Raw genomic sequence first — 16,929 nt, forward strand, 5'->3', positions numbered from 1 at the left:
ACAGCTAAGCGGCGCATGATGGGCGGGTTGAACAACACAAGGAGACATTCATGCGTCGCGATACCTTCCTCAAATCCATGGCTGCCCTGGCGGCCGCCGCCACCCTTCCGATGCCAGCCCTGGCCTCGGCCAACCTAAAGATGATGATTCCGGCCAACCCGGGGGGTGGCTGGGACACCACCGGCCGCGCCCTCGGCAAGGCCTTGCAGGAGTCCGGCGCAGCCTCCACCGTGACCTTTGACAACAAGGGCGGTGCGGCCGGCGCGCTCGGTCTGGCCCAGTTCATCAACGGCAGCAAAAACGACCCGAACGCGCTGATGGTCATGGGCGCCGTCATGCTGGGCGGCATCATCACCGGCAAGCCGCCGGTCAACCTGAGCCAGGCCACGCCGATTGCCCGCATCACCAGCGAGTACAACGTGTTTGTGCTGCCGGCCAATTCACCGTTCAAGACCATGAAGGATGTGGTCGAGCAGCTCAAGAAAGACCCCGGCAGCGTCAAGTGGGGCGGTGGTTCGCGCGGCTCCACCGAGCACATTGCAGCGGCCATGATCGCGCGCGAAGTCGGTGTGGATCCGGCCAAGATCAACTACGTCGCCTTCCGCGGCGGTGGCGAGGCGATTGCGGCCATCCTGGGCGGCAACGTCACCATTGGCGGCAGCGGCTACAGCGAGTTTTCTGAATACATTGCCAGCGGCAAGATGCGTCCGCTGGCGGTCACGTCGGCCACCCGCCTCAAGGGTGTCAACGTGCCCACGCTGAAAGAGCAGGACATCAACGTGGTGATCGGCAACTGGCGCGGCCTCTATGGCGCCCCTGGTATCACTGCGACCCAGCGCAAGGAGCTGACCGACAGGGTGCTCAAGGCGCTGAAGTCCAAGGCCTGGACCGAGGCGCTGGAGAAGAACAACTGGACACCAGCCGTTCTGACCGGCGCCGATTTCGAGAAGTTTGTAGACGACGACTTTGCCAGCCTGCGCGCGACCATGGTCAAGTCGGGCATGGTTTAAGGGCCGGACCATCCGGTTTTTCCCGGCTGTCATCCCGGACCTGATCCGGGATCCATGTCGCGTGAGTCTCCGTCTGCGGAGTGCCGCCAGCATGGATTGCGGGTCAGCCCCGCAATGACAAGCGGTGGGACGACAGTCCTTCATTCGCAGCGAGGCAAACATTGACTCCACTCCCCCTTACCCCAGCGCAAACCCGTTTGCAGGCCCTGGTTGGCGGCGGCGTGCTGCTGCTGGCGGCCGGCCTGGCTTTTGGCGCCGTCAGCATTCCGTCGGCGGCCGGTTATGCCGGCGCCGGCCCCAACTTCCTGCCCTGGGTGGTGTCTATCGCCCTTGCGGTGTGCGGCGGTTTCCTGATCTGGGAAGCACAAAGCGGCGGCTTTCGCGCCATGGAGCCGCCCAGCGACACCGCACCGGCTTACTGGGCCGGCTTTGTCTGGGTCTCGGCCGGCCTGCTGGCCAATGCGGCGCTGATCACGACCATCGGTTTCATCCTGAGCTGCACCCTGTGTTTTGTGCTGGCGGTGCAGGGCCTGCGCGGCGCAGAAGGCAAGGCCGGCATCGAGCCTGCAACCTGGCTGAAAAATGCGGCCATCGGCCTGGCGATTTCAGCGCCGGTTTACTGGGCCTTCACCCAATTTCTGGCGATCAATTTGCCAGGCCTGACTTCGACGGGATGGTTGTAAATCATGGACGTTCTCAACCAGCTTCTGCAGGGCTTCATCACCGCCGCCACACCGATCAACCTGCTCTGGTGTTTTGTCGGCTGCGCATTGGGCACCGCCGTCGGCGTGTTGCCCGGCATCGGCCCCGCTGTTGCGGTGGCGATGCTGCTGCCCATCACGGTCAAGGTCGAGGCCACCGCCTCGATGATTTTTTTCGCGGGTATTTATTACGGCGCCATGTACGGCGGCTCCACCACCTCCATCCTGCTGAACACGCCTGGCGAGACGGCCAGCATGGTCACGGCGATGGAAGGCAACAAGATGGCCAAGAGCGGGCGCGCCGGTGCGGCGCTGGCCACGGCGGCCATCGGTTCGTTTGTGGCCGGCACGATTGCCACGGTGTTGGTCACCTTGTTTGCGCCCATCGTGGCCGAGTTCGCCGTCAAGCTTGGCCCGCCCGAATATTTCATGCTGATGTTGCTGGCCTTCACCACCGTCAGTGCGGTGCTTGGAAAAAGCGCGGTGCGTGGTCTCACGGCCTTGTTTGTCGGCCTGGCGGCGGGCCTGGTCGGCCTGGACCAGATCACCGGCCAGGCGCGTTACACCGGCGGCGTGCCAGAGATGCTGGACGGCATCGAGATCGTGCTGGTCGCCGTTGGCCTGTTTGCAGTCGCCGAAGCCATGTACGCGGTGCTCTACGAAGGCCGGGTTGTCGATTCGCAAAACAAGCTCAGCAAGGTCCACATGACGGCCAAAGACTGGCGGCGCTCCTGGCCGGCCTGGCTGCGCGGCACGGCGATTGGCGCACCGTTTGGCTGCATCCCGGCGGGTGGCACCGAGATCCCGACCTTCCTCAGTTACGCGACCGAGAAAAAGCTCGCCAAGGACAACACCGAGTTTGGAACAAAGGGTGCCATCGAAGGCGTGGCCGGCCCCGAAGCCGCCAACAACGCCACCGTGACGGCGGCCATGATTCCGCTGCTCACGCTGGGCATCCCGACCTCCAACACCACGGCAATTTTGTTGGGCGCCTTCCAGAACTACGGCATCCAGCCCGGCCCGCAACTGTTCACCTCATCGTCTGCGCTGGTCTGGGCGCTGATCGCCTCGCTCTACATCGGCAACGTCATGCTGCTGGTGCTGAACCTGCCGCTGGTCGGCCTGTGGGTCAAGTTGTTGAAAATTCCCAAACCTTACCTGTACGCGGGCATCCTGATTTTTGCGACGGTCGGTGTCTACGGCATGCGACAAAGCGCCTTCGACCTGTTCCTGCTCTACGGTATCGGCGTACTCGGTGTGGTGATGCGCCGCTTTGACTTTCCGACCGCGCCGGTGGTGGTCGGCATGATTCTTGGCCCGCTCGCCGAAGCCCAGTTCCGCAACGCCATGTCGATCGGCGAGGGCAGCGCCATGGTGTTTTTGCAGCGGCCGATGTCGGTGACCCTGCTGGTGATTGTGGTGGCCGTGCTGGTGTTGCCGCGTGTGGCCAAGGCCTTGTCGGCGCGGCGTGCGCGCCAATAGTCATTCTTTCAGCGCTAACTGACTGACGGCTTCAGACTGATTCCAGTCATTCGAAGTATTTGATCGACTAGCAGCTTCCGACCGACTCCGGACACTTGGTCGGGGCGCCTGAATGTCGGCGCTTGCCTAAACCGGTCGGCAATAGCTTCATGACGCGGCTGATCCCCGGCTGCGAGCCTCGCGGTAGCAGCGCGCTGCCGAGGTGCGGGACGAGTGGCGGGCGCGATCGCCGCATGATTAGGCGGAACACGGGTTTACACGAGTAGTGGTGACGCTGTACATGTCTTATTGTAGTTTTCGACCGCGTTCGCCGCAACAGGGTTCAGAGGCTTCGCCAGCGGTCGGGTGGACAGAGGCCATTTTTGATAATTTCAACAACCACAGGAGCAACCAGACATGGCGCATATGATGAAATATGGTTTGACCGCTTCCGTTGGCTTGGCGCTTTCGGGCGCCTTGTTCGCGGCCGCACCAACCGTTTCGACACAAGACTTCGTCGATAAGATCGACTCCCCCTGGGACATGGCGTTCATGAAGGACGGCACCATGTTCTTCACCGAGAAGTGCAAGGGGCTTTCTGTACGAATGCCATCGGGCACCATCAACAAGCTGCATGGCGTCGGCACCACCGCCGGCTACGCGTCGTCCGGCGCCGATCTGTTTTGCGACGGACAGGCTGGCATGATGGGCGTGGCGATCGACCCGCAGTTCGCCAGCAATCGATTCATCTACGTCTTCTCCAGCTCCAAGCTGGGCGACAAACTTTCCAACCGGGTCATGCGGCTCAAGGTCAACGAAGCGATGACGGGTGTTTCGGACCGCACTGACATCGTGGGTGACATCGGCTACAAGCCCAAGGCCACCAAGCATCCCTTCGGCGGCCCCGGTGCGCACAACGGCGGTCGGATCCGCTTCAGCCCTGCAGATGGCTTTCTCTACGTGACGACCGGCGACAACCACCTGGGTATCGGGCCTCAGGATCCAAAGTACATCGGCGGTAAGGTATTGCGTATCGACAGGGACGGCAAGGCAGCGCCGGACAACAAGCCGCCGGCAGGCTTCGATCCGCGCGTGTTCACCTACGGGCACCGCAACCCCCAGGCCATCGCGTTCCGCCCTGGCGACAACCGTCCGTTCACGGCAGAAAACGGCCCGTGGCACAGCGACGAGGTGACGGCCCTCGTCAACGGTGGCAATGCCGGCTGGGACCCGCGTCCCAACATCGGCGGCCGCAAGGACTGCCCCGATGACTACTGCGGCTACTCGCCCAACCAGATGGGCGCCATGGAGCCCAAGAAGCGCGCGGCCTTCATGCCCATGACCGACCTCAAGACGTATCCCAAGGCGATGAAGCCGGCGTGGAACAATAACGGACTGTCGCAGGGGATGTTCTGCAACACCTTCCTCTCGGGGTCGCAGTGGAAGGACTGGGACGGCCAGATGGTGGTCGGCTACACCGGCATTGGCATCCATGGCACGCCGGTGGGCAATCGCCTCGATCTGCTGAAGATCAGTGCCGATGGCTTGACCTCAAAGAAAACCGATTTTTCGTGGCCGACGGTCGCCGGGCGGTTCCGCGCATGTGAGCAGGGCCCGGACGGAAACCTGTATGTCGCGCTCGAAGACCAGGGCAAAATCATCCGTGTGAAGCCGGAGTAACTGCAACTTGCAAACGCGCTGTCGAGAGGCGGCGCGTTTTTTCGTTCCATGCAAGAAGAAGGAGATACCGTTGCGAATCACCATTCAATGCCTTGTCGTCATTGGCCTGCTGGGCGGCGCGGCTTCAGTGCGCGCCAATCAGGAACTGGTCTTGAAAAAAAACTGCGCTGCTTGTCACTACGTTGACAAGCGGAAGTACGGCCCTAGCTTCCAGGAGGTTGCGGCGAAGTACGCGGACAAGAAGAACGCCGTCGATGTGCTGGCGAAGAAGATCAGGCGTGGTGGTACCGGCGTTTGGGGCCAAGACGTGATGCCTCCGCAGCCGCAAGTGTCGGCAGCCGAGGCGCGCACTCTGGCGGAGTACGTGCTGTCCGTGAAGTGATCGTTTCGTGCCCGCGAGAACGGCAGGTACTCGCGACGCGCGTGACGGGCATCTCCAGACTCCCGGGGCAAAGATGAGTGCAGCAATGTGCAGAAGCTTGTTGGTGCTCGCTTTTGCCGTTGCCACGCCGTACGGGTTTTGCCAAAGCTTCCACTATGTCGAACCCGGGGTCGGCTCGTGCCCCGCAGCTCCCGCGCCAACCACCGCCGCTCCCAAGGCGGTAGCACGAGGTGTTCCTGTGCACGGGACCATCAGTGTGACCTGTGGCTTCGACCAAGGGTCTTACACGGTGACCTTGAACTCAACCGATCCCGGTGCGGCGTTCCGGCCCAAGACCTTCCTCGTAAATTTCGGCCATATTGTCGGCAACGGTGTCTTTGCCGTCACGTTCTCGACGCTCGGTGTTCAGCGCGTGTCGGCGACCATCACCTCGAACATGGGCAGCCCCCCCATGCGGGGCTACTTTGCGAGTCCAGCCGACGAGTTCAGTGTCGTGATTCCTTGATCGGTCCGCGTCGACGACGGACTGCCCCCGCCGCTTGCAGTCATTCAAAACAGAATCGTGATCGTGCGGTTGGCCGCCCCAAGCAGTCATTGGCACGATTCTTCGTTGACTATCGATAACCAAACATTGTCGATACCTTCGTGCAGACCGCCGATTGAAAAATGTGGGAGGGGTTCCCGTTGACCCGGTGCCTGGCTCGGCGGCGTTACCATCGACGCATGGAAACGCCAGCTACCTCGACGCACGGCCTGCCGCGCGACGCCCAGAGCATTCTGGAGCTGGCGGCACGGTCGATGTTTCATTTGTTCTCCAGCATCAGCCAGGGCATGTTTCTGGTGGACCGCACTGGCCGCATCGTCTGGGTCAATGAGGGCTACAAGCGGTTCTTGCCGGCACTGGGCTTTTCCTCGGTGGACCAGTTTGTCGGTCACATGGTGGAAGAGGTCATTCCGAACACGCAGATGCGGCGCGTGCTGGAAACCGGCGAAGCCTTTCTGATCGACCTGCTGACGAATCGCGCCGGCACCTTTGTGGTCAGCCGCATTCCGCTGCGCGACGAAAGCGGCGACGACATCATTGGCGCCATCGGCATCGTGCTGTTCGACCACCCCGAGACCACCTTGCAGCCGCTGATCAGCAAGTTTGCGCTGCTGCACCGTGACCTGGACGACGCACGCCGTGAGCTGGCCAGCCAGCGCCTGCAGCACACCGGCGGCCAGCGCCAGTCCAAACACACGTTTGCCAGTTTCATAGGCACCAGCCCGGCGGCGGTCGAGGTCAAGCGCCAGGCGCGCCGCGCGGCGCAGACATCGAGCCCGGTGTTATTGCTGGGCGAAACCGGCACCGGCAAGGAACTGCTGGCCCATGCCATCCACGCGGCGTCGAGCCGCGCGCGCGGGCCCTTCATCAGCGTCAACATCGCGGCCGTGCCCGACACGCTGCTGGAAGCCGAGTTTTTCGGCGTGGCACCCGGTGCCTACACCGGCGCCGACCGCAAGGGCCGCGACGGCAAGTTCAAGCTGGCCGACGGCGGCACGCTGTTTCTCGACGAGATCGGCGACATGCCGCAGGCGCTGCAGGCCAAGCTGCTGCGGGCACTGCAGGAGGGCGAGATCGAGCCGCTGGGTTCCAACAAGCTGATTCCGTTTGACGCGCGGCTGATTGCGGCCACCTCGCGCGATTTGGCGGTGCTGGTGCGCGAAGGCAAGTTTCGCGAAGATCTGTTTTACCGCCTCAACGTGTTGCCGGTGCGCGTGCCGCCGCTGCGCGAGCGGCGCTCGGACATTCCCGCGCTGCTGGAGGTGCTGGGCGAAGAAATGGCGCTGCGCAGCGGTGACCGCCAGCCCGAGCTGTCCGCCGATGCGCTGGCGCTGCTGTCGGCGCAGACCTGGCGCGGCAACATCCGCGAGCTGCGCAATGTACTGGAGCAGGCCGCCATGCGCAGTGACTCGGCCAACATCGAACGGGCGCAGTTTGAGGAAGTGCTCAAAGAGGCTGGCATCGAACGCATCGCGCCTGCGCCGGCCGCGATGGAAGGAGCAGACCTGTCGGCCAGCGACCCGCTGCGGCCGCTGGCCGAGCAGATTGCACAGGTCGAGCGGCGGGCGATTGCCGCCGCCATGCACGCGACCGGGGGCAACAAACTGGCGGCCTCCCGCTTGCTCGGAATTTCGCGCGCCAAGTTGTACGAACGTCTGGATAACCCTGATCGAAAATAGAGCAATTGTCTGAAATAAATACATAAATATTGTATTTATTTCAGACAATTTCAATAGTATTGAAAAAATACTCATATAAATCAATGACTTGAAGCTGGCACGACCTGTGCAATCCTGGTGCGTAACCCAAAACAGGAGACATCCATGCATCGTCGTACCCTGATCGCGCTCGCCGCCATCTCTACCGCCCTTGTTTCGCCATTGGCTTTGAGTCAGTCCAAAGAAGTCAAGATTGCGCTGATCGCCAGCAAAACCGGCCCGCTGGAGGCGTATGCCAAACAGACCATTGTTGGCTTCAACATGGGCCTGAGCTACGCCACCGGCGGCAGCATGATGGTCGCCGGCAAAAAGATTGTTGTGATTGAAAAAGACGACCAGGGCAAGCCCGATGTGGGCAAAAGCCTGTTGGCTGCCGCCTATGCCGACGACAAGGTCGACATCGCGGTTGGCCCGACCGCCTCGCCGGTCGCGCTGGCCATGCTGCCGGTTGCCGAGGAATACAAGAAGATCCTGCTGGTTGAGCCGGCGGTGGCCGATTCGATTACCGGCGACAAATGGAACAAGTACATCTTCCGCACCGGCCGCAACAGCTCGCAGGATGCCGCCGCCAACGCGGCCGCGCTGGACCAGCCGGGCAACGTGATTGCCTTTCTCGCCAACGACAACGCTTTTGGTCGTGATGGCGTGAAGGCGGCCAAGGACTTCACCAAGAAGGCCAAGGTGGTGCATGAGGAATACCTTCCCGTCGGCACCACCGACTTCACCGCCGGTCTGCAACGCATCATCGACAAGCTCAAGGACCAGCCGGGCCGCAAGTACATCTCGGTGGGCTGGTCCGGTGCGCCCACACCCTTCAGCAAAATCGCCGACCTGGATTTGAAGAAGCGCTACGGCATCGAGCTGGCCACGGGTGGCAACATCCTGCCCGCGATGGTCGCCTACAAGCAGTTCCCCGAGATGGAAGGCGCCCTGTATTACTACTTCGGCATCCCCAAGAATCCGGTGAACGAGGCGATGGTCGCCGAGCATTACAAACAGTTCAAGGCGCCGCCTGACTTCTTCACCGCTGGTGGTTTTTCTGCCGCGATGGCCGTCGTGACCGCGCTCAAGAAGACCAATGGCGACACCAACACCAACAAACTCATCACCGCCATGGAAGGCATGAGTTTTGACACGCCCAAGGGCAAGATGACTTTTCGCAAGGAAGACCACCAGGCCATGCAGAGCATGTACCACTTCAAGATCAAGGTGGACCCGGCGTTTGCCTGGGGCGTGCCTGAGCTGGTGCGTGAGATCAAGGCCGAGGAAATGAATATCCCGATCAGAAATAAGCGCTAATTTGCCCGTACTGTCATTGCGGGCGTGACCCGCAATCCACGCCGCGCTAACCGTGCATCTGCGGTGTGCAGACATGGATCCCGGATCTGGTCCGGGATGACAGACCGGGGGAGGGCGACCGACCGCCCGGTTTCTTGTTCGCTCGCTACGCGCTCCCGCTGTTTTGGGGAGCCAAAGAATATGCTTCAAACAAACGAACTCACGGTCCGCTTCGGCGGGCATGTGGCGGTCAATGCTGTCTCGTGTACTTTCGCACCGGGCACGCTGACGGCCATTGTTGGCCCCAATGGCGCGGGCAAAACGACCTATTTCAATTTGATTTCGGGTCAACTCAAGGCCAGCAGCGGCACCGTCACGCTGGATGGTCAAAGCCTGTCAGGCAAAAGTGCCTCGGCACGCACACGCGCCGGCCTGGGCCGGGCCTTCCAGCTCACCAACCTGTTTCCCAATTTGACGGTGCTGGAGAACGTACGCCTGGCGGTGCAGGCCACGCGCCACGGTCCGCACCGGCGCGGTTTGAACCTCTGGAGCATCTGGAGCGATCACAAGGCGCTGGTGCACAGGGCCGAAGAAATTCTTGAGGCCGTGGCGATGGAGAGCAAGGCGCAGATGCCGGTGGCCAGCCTGCCGCATGGCGACCAGCGCAAGCTCGAAGTCGCGCTACTGATGGCGCTGGAGTCCAAGGCCTTCATGTTCGACGAACCGACGGCCGGCATGAGCACCGAGGAGGCGCCAGTGATTCTGAACCTGATTCGCCAGCTGAAGCAGGACAAGACCAAAACGATTTTGCTGGTGGAGCACAAGATGGATGTGGTGCGCGAACTGGCCGACCGCATCATCGTGCTGCACAACGGCGCGCTGGTGGCTGATGGCGAACCGGCTGAGGTAATTGCCTCGCCGGTGGTGCAAGAGGCTTATCTGGGGGCAAGCCCCCAGAACGCCTCCGCGCAAGACGGGACGCCCCCCCATCCCGGCCTTCCCCCTCGAGGGGAAAGGAGTGAACAGCCATGACCCAAAATTTGCTGACGCTGGAAGGCGTGCACACCCACATCGGCGCATACCACATCCTGCATGGGGTGGACCTGGCCATACCGAAGGGGCAACTCACCATGCTGCTGGGCCGCAATGGCGCCGGCAAGACGACCACACTTCGCACCATCATGGGCCTGTGGCAGGCCTCGCAGGGAAAAGTGAGTTTTGCCGGCCGCGACATCACCAAGCTCAATACGCCGCAGATCGCCGAACTCAATATTGCTTATGTGCCTGAAAGCATGGGCATCTTCTCTGACCTCACCGTCAAGGAAAACATGCTGCTGGCCGCGCGCAGTGCCAGCCGCGCCAGCCAGATGGACGAGGCGCGACTCAAGTGGATCTTCTCGCTGTTTCCGGCGGTGGAAAAGTTCTGGAACCACCCGGCCGGCAAACTCTCGGGCGGGCAAAAACAGATGCTAGCGGTGGCCCGTGCGATCGTCGAGCCGCGAGAACTGCTGATCGTCGACGAGCCCAGCAAGGGCCTGGCGCCGGCCATCATCAACAACATGATTGACGCGTTTGCGCAGCTCAAGGCCAGCGGGGTCACCATCCTGCTGGTCGAGCAGAACATCAACTTTGCCAAACGCCTGGGCGACACCGTCGCCGTGATGGACAACGGCCGCGTCGTGCACGCCGGGTCCATGGCGGAACTGGCAGCAGACGCCGCGTTGCAGCAATCGCTGCTGGGACTCGCTATATGAAAACTCTTGATTTCGACTGGAAACCGCTGGCCCTCGTCCCTTTGTTGGCCGTGCTGGTTTTTCCGTTCATCGGCTCCAGCTCCACCTGGCTCACGCTGACGGTAGCGGGCCTGGCCATGGGCATGATCATCTTCATCATTGCCTCGGGCCTGACGCTGGTGTTCGGCCTGATGGATGTGCTCAATTTTGGCCATGGCGTGTTTATCGCCCTCGGCGCGTTTGTGGCCACCAGCGTGCTTGGCGCCATGAGCGACTGGACTGGATCGCAGGAGCTGTGGCGCAACCTGGTGGCGGTGTTGCCGGCCATGTTGATTGCCATGCTGGTGGCGGGCGCGGTTGGCCTGGCATTTGAGCGTTTCATCGTGCGGCCGGTGTATGGCCAGCATCTGAAGCAGATCCTGATCACCATGGGCGGCATGATCATCGGCGAGGAACTGATCAAGGTCATCTGGGGCCCGGCGCAGATTGCACTGCCGCTGCCCGAAGGCATGCGCGGCTCGCTGCTGGTCGGCGACGCGGCCATCGAGAAATACCGCCTGATGGCCGTGGTCGTGGGGCTGGCCGTGTTTGCCATGCTGGCCTGGACGCTCAGTCGCACCAAGATCGGATTGTTGATTCGTGCCGGCGTACAGGACCGTGAAATGGTCGAGTCCCTGGGTTACCGCATCAAACGCCTGTTTGTCGGCGTGTTTGTGGTTGGCAGCGCGCTGGCCGGACTGGGCGGCGTGATGTGGGGCTTGTACCAGCAGGGCGTGACGCCGCAGATGGGGGCCCAGGTCAATGTGCTGATCTTCATCGTCATCATCATCGGCGGCCTCGGCTCCACCGGCGGAGCCCTGATAGGCGCGTTGCTGGTGGGCCTGATGGCCAACTACACCGGCTTTCTGGCGCCCAAGGTGGCGCTGTTTTCCAACATCGCGCTGATGGCCGCGGTGCTGCTGTGGCGGCCCCAGGGCATTTATCCCGTGACCAACCGCTGAAGGTCAAGACATGAACACCTCGTATCCGTTCGGGCTGAGCTTGTCGAAGCCTTTCCTCCAACCCACGACTACCCTTCGACAAGCTCAGGGCGAACGGGACATACCATGCTGACCCGCGTTCTTTCCGGCGACTTTCCGCGCAGCCGCGTTCTCGCCGTCATTCTTGTTGGCCTGTTGCTGGCACTGGCTTTTGCGCCGTTTATTTTTCCAGGCGTGAAGGCGCTCAACGTCGCGGCCAAGGTGCTGATTTTCATTGTGCTGGTGGCCAGCTTTGACCTGCTGCTGGGCTACACCGGCATCGTCAGTTTTGCGCACACCATGTTTTTTGGCATTGGTGCTTATGGCATCGCGGTGGCAAGCACCCGCCTGGGCCCGACCTGGGAGGCGTTGGTCGTTGGGCTGCTGTCGTCGTTGGCGCTGTCGTTTGTGCTGTCGCTGCTGGTGGGGCTGTTTTCGCTGCGGGTCAAGGCGATCTTTTTTGCCATGATCACGCTGGCGGTGGCCTCGGCCTTCCAGACCCTGGCCTCGCAGTTGTCGGAGATCACCGGCGGTGAAGACGGCCTGAGCTTCAAGGTGCCCGAACTGCTGTCGCCCAGCATGGAGTTTTTTGAGCAACCCTTTCTCGGTGTGTCCATTGACGGACGCCTGCTGTGCTACTACCTGCTGTTTGTAGTCACCGTGGTGCTGTTGCTGAGCCTGCTGCGTATCGTCAATTCTCCGTTTGGCCGTGTGTTGCAGGCCATCCGCGAAAACGAGTTTCGCGCCGAAGCCATCGGTTACCGCGTGGTGGTTTACCGCACCACCTCCAGCGTGTTGTCGGCGCTGTTTGCCACGCTGGCCGGCGCCATGCTGGCGCTCTGGCTGCGCTACAACGGGCCCGACACCTCACTGTCGTTTGAAATCATGATCGACGTGTTGCTGATCGTTGTGATCGGTGGCATGGGCACGATTTACGGCTCGGCCATCGGCGCGGTTTTGTTTGTGGTGGCGCAAAGTTACCTGCAAGACCTGCTGCGCCTGGGCAGCGAGGCCGCCGCCGGCCTGCCCTGGCTGGCGGCCCTTCTTTCTCCTGACCGCTGGCTGCTCTGGCTGGGCCTGCTGTTTGTGTTGTCTGTGTATTACTTTCCCACCGGTGTGGTGGGGCGGCTGCGCGCCGCGCGTCTGAACAAGTTAGCGAGTCGGTCGTAGACAAACAGCCTGAACCCAGGCAACAACAAGCAGGAGACAAACCATGATGAAGAAAACTCTCAAGCATTGGGGGCTACAGACGGTAGCCGCGCTGGCTTTGAGCGCAGCAGGCGGGCTGGTGTCAGCCGCCGACCTCGTGATCGGCCAGGTCGCGCCTCTCTCGGGTGTGCTGGCCAGCACCGGCCACCAGATGGTCACGGGCGGAAAGATTTACTTCGAGCACATCAATGCAACCGGCGGCATCCACGGCGCCAAAATCCGCCACGAGGTGGTGGACGACGGCTACAAGGTGGCCGAGACCGTGCGCCTGACGCGCGAGATGCTGGCCAAACCGGAGGTGGTGGCCCTGTTTGGTTTTGCCGGCACCGCCAATGTCACCCAGTTGCTGACTGACGGCGTGCTCGACGTCGGTGGTGCGGCGCTGGTGGCGCCTTATACCGGTGGTGAGTCGCTGCGCAACCCGTTCAACCCGTGGATCTTCCATGTGCGCGCCGGTTACGCTGACGAGGCCGAACACATGGTGCAGCAGGTCACGACCCTGGGCATGAGCCGCATTGCGGTGATGTACCAGGACGACGGCTTCGGCAAAGCAGGGCTGCTCGGTGTTGAGAACGCACTGACCAAGCGCAACCTGAAACTGGCAGTGGCCGCCGGTTATGAACGTAACACCGACAAGGTCGAAGAAGCCGTCAGGAAGATCAAGGCCTCGGACGCGCAGGCCATCATCATGATTTCGGTCAACAAGTCCACCGCGGCGTTTGTCAAGCTGTACCGCGAAACCGGCGGCGGCGCGCAGCTCTACAACATCTCGGTGGTGGACCCGGCTGAGCTGGTCAAGCTGGCCGGTCTGAAAAACGCCCACGGCCTGGGCATCAGCCAGGTCGTGCCTTATCCCTTCATGCCCAACACGCCGGTGGTGCGCGAGTACCAGACGCTGCTCAAGAAGTACGCGCCCAAAGAGCTGGTGAACTACACCAGCTTTGAGGAATTTGTAGGCGCCAAGGTGCTGGTGGAGGCCTTGCGCCGCGCCGGCCCGAATCCGACGCGCGCCAAGGTAGTCAAGGCGCTGGAAGGCATGAACAGTTACGACACCGGCGGCGTGATCGTCAATTACTCGCCCAGCAACCGCATCGGATCGCGTTATGTCGAGGTCACGGTGATCGGCAGTACCGGCAAGCTGCTGAAGTAACACTGCTGCGCGACGCATACCAACTGATCACAGAGAGTCCTGTCCATGTCCTTCACGTCGCATTACATCAGCTGCGCCGGCCGCGAAATCCATTACACCGAATGGGGCTCGCAGCACAGCGCGACCGTGATCGCCTGGCATGGGCTGGCGCGCACCGGGCGCGACATGGACGAATTCGCTGCGCATCTGAGTACGCGTTACCGCGTGATCTGCCCCGACACGATTGGCCGCGGCATGAGCCAGTGGAGCCCGGACCCGGCCAATGAGTATCAGCTCTCGTTTTATGCACGCATTGCGGCCGATCTGTTTGACCAGTTGCAGATTGACAAGGCGCATTGGGTCGGCACCTCCATGGGCGGCGCCATCGGCATGGTGTGCGCGTCGGGTATTTTCGAGCCCGGCCTGAAGCCGCGCATCCAGAGCCTGGTGCTCAACGACACCGCGCCCCAGGTTGCCGACGCAGCGATAGAACGCATACGCGCCTACGCCGGCAACCCGCCGGCCTTTGACACCGTGCGCGAGCTCGAAGCCTTCTTGCGCCAGGTCTACAAGCCTTACGGCTGGCTCAGCGACGCGCAGTGGCGGCGGCTGACCGAAACATCGACACGTCGCCTGCCCAATGGCCAGGTCACGCCGCACTACGACCCGGCCATGGTGCAGCAATTCACGCACCACCCGGACGACTACCTGATCTGGGACCACTACGACGCGCTGACTATCCCGGTGCTCTGCCTGCGCGGCGCCGACTCCGACCTGGTGCTGCGCGAGACCACGGCCGAGATGCTGACACGCGGACCCGGAGCACGGGGTTTGACGCAAGTGGTGGAGATCGAAGGCTGTGGTCATGCGCCGGCGCTTAATGTGCCGGATCAGCTGGAGCGGGTGGCGGCGTTTATCAAGGCGGCGAGTCGGGTTGGCGTTGCTACTGAATAAATAGCTGCTTGCGCTTCCTGGATAAGGGCCGGAGGCTGATTTGATGCAAAAAATGCAGGGCGCTACGCTTTTGGCTCGCCATTGCGGGCTTGACCCGCTATCCATGCATCAGCTCTCGTTGATGTAGCCCCGCTCCAGCGCACTCGCCTGATCGTCAAAAATCGCCATGGCAGTTGTCATGCGTTTGAAGCCCAGCTTGCGGTAAAAGCCTTCCTTGCCGGGAACCGCATACAGAATGATCTTGCGGTGGCCGCGCGACAGGTCCACGAGGTGGCGGACGATCTGCTTGCCGAGACCGGTGCCCTGATGGCTTGGCAGCACGGCGATATCGCAGATGTAAGCGCAGTCCACACCATCGGCCAGCACGCGGCCCACGCCGACAAGCTTGCCGTTTTCGCTGACGAAGCACCGGAACATGCTGTTTGTGAAGACGGTCTGCAGGTTTTCAGGGCTCTTGTTGCCCAGCGGTGCGGCCAGATACAGCGCGGAGAGTTCGTGCCAGTCGTTGCCGGTCAGTTGATCGGTCCATGTGAGGGGCATGGTTGTTATGCCGCACTCCCGGACAGCCGAAGTTCCATGAACAGGCTGTGCGGGTCTTCCTTGTAGTTGGCGAAGGGGCCTGACTCCTGAAAGCCTGCATTTCTGTACAACTGATGTGCAACCGAGAACGCAGGATGTGTGCCCGTCTCCAGGCTGATCAGCTTATACCCGCGTTCTCTGGCGGTCTCGATGATTCGATGGAGGACGGCACGGCCAGCGCCGCGGCCCCGAAGTTTTGCCGGCGTGCGCATGGACTTGATTTCCCCATGCGTCGGTGTCAACTCCTTCAGCGCACCACACCCGAGCAACAGGTCGTCGTCCCAGACGGTCCAGAAGGTGATGTCCGGAGACCTCAACTTCGACAGATCCAGGGCGAACACCTGCTCTGGTGGACTCAACTCGTACATGTTCGCCAGATGCTCGCTCAGGAGTTCCTGGATGGCAGGGCGGGAGAGGTCGTCGATTTCGATTCGCATAAGGTGGGTGTGTTGAGGGGTCGTTGATGTCGATGTTGGCGGTGGGTGGCTGCAGGAAGGTAGGGGCGCCAGGCGCATCGCATCGAAGCACGCGATCGCGGTACCCAACGACCTGTCGGGCCTTACACCAGTACCTTCCGCTGGAGCGCCTTGCTCCAGTAAAACACGTCCACGCGGTCTCGCAAGCCGCAGGTGTAGAACGGATCTGACTTCATGAGGTCGAGCACTTCCTGCTTTGACGCTGCATCGACCACCCACAAGCCACCTCTTGGAATGGCTTCAGGTTCTGATCGCAGCGAGCCCGCCACCAACACGACGTCCTGGTGTGCCGCTACCCATTCGATGTGCGCTGTCAGATGCTCCGCCCTCAGCGTGCCCTGGCCGGACCTGTCTGTGAATATCACGGCAAACAGCATGGTGGCTAATGGAGGCGTGGCGCTCGACTTTTAGAGCTCGTGCTCACAGCCCGGCAGGCACCGGAATGCCTTGAGCGCGGAGGAACGGCAGTTTGTCCCAGTAGCCACGCTGGAACACGATCTTGCCGCCCATGACGTGAAAGAAGCCGCAACCTCTTAGCCCGAGAGGATCGCGCCATTCCAGTATGGCCCACTCGCCGTCCTCGAAGAGGTTCTCCGGGATGCAGACCATGGTCGCGGAGGCAAACCCAGCTGCGAACATCGCACGAATGGCCGAACGACCGCATACCGGCGACTCGGCGACCTGGTGGTTCACTGAGTCCTCTGTGTAAAACGAGGCGAGCGCATCAGGGTCAGCACGGTTGAATGCGGCCACCCAAGCTCTGACGAGTTCACGGGGTTGCATGAGGCTCTCAAATAATTTGTATCGCACGATTCTAGACAGTGCGCCACGACCGCACACCCTGCAAAAGAAGGAGGCATCCCCTCAAAAATGCGGCGGCAAGTCATCCCGCAAGCTGCGCGCCGCACCGACACCGCCGTCCACCGGCGCCTGCTGCTTCAAGTCAGCAATCTCGCGGATCAAGGCGTCGATTTGTTGTTGCTGGCGCACGATGACGCTGTCGAGTTTGTCGAGCAGGTCTTCGGTGAAACTGGCTTTGATCTCAAGCTCGGTCAG

19 protein-coding genes are annotated in these 16,929 nt (G+C 61.7%); 14 read left to right on the forward strand and 5 right to left on the reverse strand.

Annotation, left to right across the window (positions count from 1 at the left end):
• Positions 1–50 precede the first annotated feature (50 nt).
• From ACH2CW_RS04605 to ACH2CW_RS04670, 14 genes are all read left to right on the forward strand, one after another.
• Positions 51–1,010 carry a Bug family tripartite tricarboxylate transporter substrate binding protein gene (locus ACH2CW_RS04605; protein WP_395055663.1) on the forward strand — a complete coding sequence of 320 codons (960 nt, stop codon included), beginning with the start codon at positions 51–53 and terminating at the stop codon, positions 1,008–1,010.
• 161 nt (positions 1,011–1,171) lie between these two features.
• Entirely contained in the window at positions 1,172–1,693 is a 522-nt protein-coding gene (locus ACH2CW_RS04610) for a tripartite tricarboxylate transporter TctB family protein (RefSeq protein WP_395055664.1), read from the forward strand.
• 3 nt (positions 1,694–1,696) lie between these two features.
• Positions 1,697–3,193: a tripartite tricarboxylate transporter permease gene (locus ACH2CW_RS04615; RefSeq protein WP_395055665.1), complete on the forward strand. Its 1,497-nt coding sequence runs from the start codon at positions 1,697–1,699 to the stop codon at positions 3,191–3,193.
• A gap of 396 nt (positions 3,194–3,589) precedes the next feature.
• Positions 3,590–4,852: a PQQ-dependent sugar dehydrogenase gene (locus tag ACH2CW_RS04620; RefSeq protein WP_395055666.1), complete on the forward strand. Its 1,263-nt coding sequence runs from the start codon at positions 3,590–3,592 to the stop codon at positions 4,850–4,852.
• Between the two features lie 70 nt (positions 4,853–4,922).
• Complete coding sequence (locus ACH2CW_RS04625) at positions 4,923–5,234, forward strand: c-type cytochrome (protein ID WP_395055667.1); 312 nt, start codon at positions 4,923–4,925, stop codon at positions 5,232–5,234.
• A 289-nt stretch (positions 5,235–5,523) separates the two neighbouring features.
• The gene (locus tag ACH2CW_RS04630; protein WP_395055668.1) at positions 5,524–5,739 is read left to right on the forward strand and encodes a hypothetical protein; all 216 of its coding nucleotides are present in this window, start codon (positions 5,524–5,526) and stop codon (positions 5,737–5,739) included.
• Positions 5,740–5,957: 218 nt separating this feature from the next.
• Positions 5,958–7,457 carry a sigma-54 interaction domain-containing protein gene (locus ACH2CW_RS04635; RefSeq protein WP_395055669.1) on the forward strand — a complete coding sequence of 500 codons (1,500 nt, stop codon included), beginning with the start codon at positions 5,958–5,960 and terminating at the stop codon, positions 7,455–7,457.
• Positions 7,458–7,601: 144 nt separating this feature from the next.
• The gene (locus ACH2CW_RS04640) at positions 7,602–8,795 is read left to right on the forward strand and encodes a substrate-binding domain-containing protein (protein WP_395055670.1); all 1,194 of its coding nucleotides are present in this window, start codon (positions 7,602–7,604) and stop codon (positions 8,793–8,795) included.
• Positions 8,796–8,975: 180 nt separating this feature from the next.
• Positions 8,976–9,806: an ABC transporter ATP-binding protein gene (locus ACH2CW_RS04645; RefSeq protein ID WP_395055671.1), complete on the forward strand. Its 831-nt coding sequence runs from the start codon at positions 8,976–8,978 to the stop codon at positions 9,804–9,806.
• A complete protein-coding gene (locus ACH2CW_RS04650) occupies positions 9,803–10,528 on the forward strand; it encodes an ABC transporter ATP-binding protein (protein WP_395055672.1) in 726 nt (241 codons plus the stop codon). The genes ACH2CW_RS04645 and ACH2CW_RS04650 overlap by 4 nt, the downstream gene beginning before the upstream one ends.
• Complete coding sequence (locus ACH2CW_RS04655) at positions 10,525–11,508, forward strand: branched-chain amino acid ABC transporter permease (protein ID WP_395055673.1); 984 nt, start codon at positions 10,525–10,527, stop codon at positions 11,506–11,508. The genes ACH2CW_RS04650 and ACH2CW_RS04655 overlap by 4 nt, the downstream gene beginning before the upstream one ends.
• A gap of 105 nt (positions 11,509–11,613) precedes the next feature.
• Complete coding sequence (locus tag ACH2CW_RS04660) at positions 11,614–12,696, forward strand: branched-chain amino acid ABC transporter permease (protein ID WP_395055674.1); 1,083 nt, start codon at positions 11,614–11,616, stop codon at positions 12,694–12,696.
• A 46-nt stretch (positions 12,697–12,742) separates the two neighbouring features.
• Positions 12,743–13,885, forward strand: coding sequence for an ABC transporter substrate-binding protein (locus tag ACH2CW_RS04665; protein WP_395055684.1), 1,143 nt, complete (start codon positions 12,743–12,745; stop codon positions 13,883–13,885).
• Positions 13,886–13,930: 45 nt separating this feature from the next.
• Complete coding sequence (locus ACH2CW_RS04670) at positions 13,931–14,818, forward strand: alpha/beta fold hydrolase (protein ID WP_395055675.1); 888 nt, start codon at positions 13,931–13,933, stop codon at positions 14,816–14,818.
• Between the two features lie 108 nt (positions 14,819–14,926).
• Here the strand turns inward: ACH2CW_RS04670 and ACH2CW_RS04675 are convergent, their stop codons facing one another.
• From ACH2CW_RS04675 to ACH2CW_RS04695, 5 genes are all read right to left on the reverse strand, one after another.
• A complete protein-coding gene (locus ACH2CW_RS04675; RefSeq protein ID WP_395055676.1) occupies positions 14,927–15,358 on the reverse strand; it encodes a GNAT family N-acetyltransferase in 432 nt (143 codons plus the stop codon).
• A 5-nt stretch (positions 15,359–15,363) separates the two neighbouring features.
• Positions 15,364–15,834, reverse strand: coding sequence for a GNAT family N-acetyltransferase (locus tag ACH2CW_RS04680; protein WP_395055677.1), 471 nt, complete (start codon positions 15,832–15,834; stop codon positions 15,364–15,366).
• Positions 15,835–15,956: 122 nt separating this feature from the next.
• Entirely contained in the window at positions 15,957–16,250 is a 294-nt protein-coding gene (locus ACH2CW_RS04685; RefSeq protein ID WP_395055678.1) for a YciI family protein, read from the reverse strand.
• 43 nt (positions 16,251–16,293) lie between these two features.
• On the reverse strand, positions 16,294–16,656 hold the full coding sequence (locus tag ACH2CW_RS04690; protein WP_395055679.1) for a nuclear transport factor 2 family protein: 363 nt from the start codon (positions 16,654–16,656) through the stop codon (positions 16,294–16,296).
• Positions 16,657–16,737: 81 nt separating this feature from the next.
• A partial coding sequence (locus ACH2CW_RS04695) for a SlyX family protein (RefSeq protein WP_395055680.1) occupies positions 16,738–16,929 on the reverse strand: 192 nt, incomplete at its 5' end.

The sequence above is a fragment of the Polaromonas sp. genome (assembly GCF_043778355.1).
Lineage (GTDB): Bacteria > Pseudomonadota > Gammaproteobacteria > Burkholderiales > Burkholderiaceae_C > Polaromonas.